This is a genomic window from Cryobacterium sp. 10I1, from assembly GCF_035019805.1.
In the GTDB taxonomy this organism is placed as follows: Bacteria; Actinomycetota; Actinomycetes; order Actinomycetales; family Microbacteriaceae; genus Cryobacterium; species Cryobacterium glucosi.
On record NZ_JASJVF010000332.1, the window covers coordinates 1 to 2,971 of the forward strand.

The 2,971-nt window shown below is 69.8% G+C and carries 5 protein-coding genes; 4 read left to right on the forward strand and 1 reads right to left on the reverse strand.

Annotated features, from left to right (window positions below; all coding sequences use genetic code 11):
- A partial coding sequence (locus QN345_RS17485; RefSeq protein WP_323508970.1) for an LLM class flavin-dependent oxidoreductase occupies window positions 1-523 on the reverse strand: 523 nt, incomplete at its 3' end.
- A 107-nt stretch (window positions 524-630) separates the two neighbouring features.
- On the opposite strand from QN345_RS17485, the gene QN345_RS17490 reads away from it, so the two are divergent.
- The 4 genes from QN345_RS17490 to QN345_RS17505 all read left to right on the forward strand — a co-directional run.
- Entirely contained in the window at window positions 631-1,731 is a 1,101-nt protein-coding gene (locus tag QN345_RS17490) for a M4 family metallopeptidase (protein ID WP_134561035.1), read from the forward strand.
- Window positions 1,728-1,997, forward strand: coding sequence for a protealysin inhibitor emfourin (locus tag QN345_RS17495; RefSeq protein ID WP_134449577.1), 270 nt, complete (start codon window positions 1,728-1,730; stop codon window positions 1,995-1,997). Before QN345_RS17490 ends, QN345_RS17495 begins: the two co-directional genes overlap by 4 nt.
- A 153-nt stretch (window positions 1,998-2,150) precedes the next feature.
- Entirely contained in the window at window positions 2,151-2,576 is a 426-nt protein-coding gene (locus tag QN345_RS17500) for a pyridoxamine 5'-phosphate oxidase family protein (RefSeq protein ID WP_134449576.1), read from the forward strand.
- The coding region (locus tag QN345_RS17505) for an SDR family NAD(P)-dependent oxidoreductase (protein WP_323508971.1) at window positions 2,576-2,971 on the forward strand (396 nt) is incomplete at its 3' end. The genes QN345_RS17500 and QN345_RS17505, both read left to right, overlap by 1 nt.

Below are 2,971 nucleotides of genomic sequence, written 5' to 3' on the forward strand. Positions count from 1 at the left end.
CGAACGGGAGCCGGGGCGCCTGGGTCGGCGCGCCGACCATGCGTGCGCCGACGGCGGTGTACCAGTCGCCGGTGAAGTCGATGCCGGCCGTGCTGCCCTCCGGTTCCCCGCGGAGCAGCAGGTCGAGCAGGGTGACGAATTCGGTGAACCGCGCGTGCCGCTCCGGCCCGGTGTATGCCCGCTGGCCGAGCACGGTGGCGTCGAAGCCGGTGCCGCCCGATCCGACGCCGAGCAGGAACCGCCCGCCGGACAGCTCATCGAGTGTCGCGAGTTCCTTGGCGAAGGGCACCGGATGCCGGAAGTTCGGGTTCGAGACGAAGGTCCCGAGCCGCAGGTCACGCGTCACGAGTGCGGCAGCGGTCAGCGTCGGGATCGTGGCGTGCCACGGTTCGTCGGCGAGGCTGCGCCAGGACAGGTGATCGTAGGTCCAGCCGTGGTCGAAGCCGAGACGTTCGGCGCCCCGCCACTTGCGGGAGGCTTCCGGCCAGGGGTCCTGGGGGAGGATGACGATTCCGTAGCGCATGGTCACAGTCTAGGAGCGTGTTCTGTTCGGCCCCCGGACCCGGTGTTCTCCACAGCCGGGGGCGCGGAACCCGTGCGTTTGTCTGCGCTCAGTGACACACTCGAGCCATGAGCAGCAGAGAGCATGGGATCCGATGCGCCATCGTTCCGCCGTACCTCCTGGTTCGGCTCGCGAGACTCGACGACCCGCGGTACGCGGCCGCCGCTGACGCGGCGAGGCACTCGCTCCTGCGGGACGCGCCGCTGCGCGAGCGACGGAGCACGACGCATCCGCCGACCGTGCACCCGGCCGCCCGCGGCGGGGCAGCCACTCCCGGTGAGCTCGACAGGGCCGTTTCGGATGCCGGCGGCCTCGAACGCCTGCCCGGTCGCCTGGTGCGGTCGAAGGTCCAGGCCCCCGTCGGTGATGTCGCGGTGAACGAGGCCTGGGACGGCCTCGGCCACACCCATGCCCTGTTCTGGACCGGGTTCGGGCACGACTCGATCGACGGCCATGGACTGCCCCTCGAGGCGAGTGTGCACTACGGCCGCAACTACGACAACGCCTTCTGGGACGGCGAGCGGATGGTCTTCGGCGACGGCGACGGCGAGGTGTTCAACCGGTTCACGGCGTCACTGACGGTGATCGGCCACGAGCTCACCCACGGGGTCACCCAGTTCAGCGCCAACCTCGCCTATGAGGGACAGTCGGGGGCCCTCAACGAATCCGTGTCCGACGTGTTCGGGTCGCTCGTCGAGCAGTTCGCCCTCGGGCAGTCCGTCGCAGAGGCGAGCTGGCTGATCGGTGCCGGCCTCTTCACCGACCAGGTCCAGGGCGCGGCGCTGCGCTCGCTCAAGGCGCCGGGAACGGCGTACAACGACGACGTGCTCGGTATGGACCCGCAACCGTCGGACATGAGCGGCTACGTCGATTCCGTGGACGACAACGGAGGCGTGCACCTGAACTCGGGTATCCCGAACCGGGCGTTCTACCTCGTGGCCGCCGAGCTGGGCGGAAACGCGTGGGAGGGCGCCGGCCGGATCTGGTACGACACGCTCACGAGCGGAACGCTGCGGCCCCGCGTCGACTTCTCCGGGTTCGCCCGCGCAACCGTGACGGCCGCGACCAGGCGATTCGGCCCCGGCTCCCGCGAGCACAGCGCTGTCGTGGCCGGCTGGAGTGGTGTCGGGCTCGGGAAGGGACTCGGCGGAGTAACATCGCGGGCATGAAGGTCATCGTTTCGCGAAGCGGTGGCATCGCCGGAGTGCGGGTCACCTGGGAGGTCCAGGTCGACGAGCAGGCCGACGCGGCGGCGTGGACCGATTTTCTCGCGTCCCTGCCCTGGGACGACGTCGTCGAGAGGGCGCCGGAACCGGACCGCTACGTGTACCGCATCCGGTGCGCCCCCCACGAAGTCGTGCTCGCGGAACCGGACCTCTCCGGCCCGTGGCGGCAGCTCGTCGACCGGGTGCGCACCACGCACGACCGCGACTGAGGCCCGGACGGCCCTGCACCGGCTGCGCGCGGGGGGTCGCGTCGGCCCGGTTTCGAGGCGGTGCGGCCCGACCGGGACATTCGGGTCTGCCGTGAGTTCACGTCGACAGCGGAGGGTGGTGGCGGAGCACCCGGTTGCGTGGGAATATGAACCATGGAAACCAACGACCTGTATCCGGTGCATGTCCTCGACGATGAGGAATGCTGGGACCTCCTGATCTCCTCGAGCTTCGGTCGCCTCGCCCTCAGCATCGCGGGCGAACCGGACATCTACCCGGTCAACTTCGTCGCCGCCGACCGGCGTCTGGTCTTCCGCACCGCGGAGGGAACTAAGCTCCTCGAACTCACCGTCAACAACAAGGTCGCCTTCGAGACGGACGGAATCGGACGCGACGAGGCCTGGAGCGTCGTCGCGAGGGGCCACGCACGGGTGCTGGAACAGCAGACCGACATCGATGCCGCCGACCAGCTGCCGTTGCGCCCGCTCATCCCGACGCTCAAGTACATCTACGTGGAGATCATTCCCGAGACGGTGAGCGGCCGCCGATTCCAGCTCGGACCAGAACCCGAACGGTACTGATGAGCGGCCCGGCCGTCCCCGGCACCGTCCTGGTCACCGGGACCTCCTCGGGCATCGGGCTCCAGGCCGCGGTCGCGGCCGCCCGCGCAGGACACACCGTCGTCGCGACCATGCGCACCCTCGAGGGAGCCCGCGCCCTCCGCAGCGCGGGCGAAACGGCGGGCGTGAACCTCGACATCCGCCGCCTCGACGTGACGGAGCCCGCGTCGATCACCGAGGTCATCGCGCACATGCTCGACCGGTACGGCCGGATCGACGCCCTGGTGAACAACGCAGGGGCCGGCCACGTCGGCACCATCGAGAACGAGGGCCTCGACGTCGTGCGCGCGGTCATGGAGGTCAATTTCTTCGGTGTCGTGAGCGTCACCCGCGCGGCTCTGCCGAAGGTGCGGCAG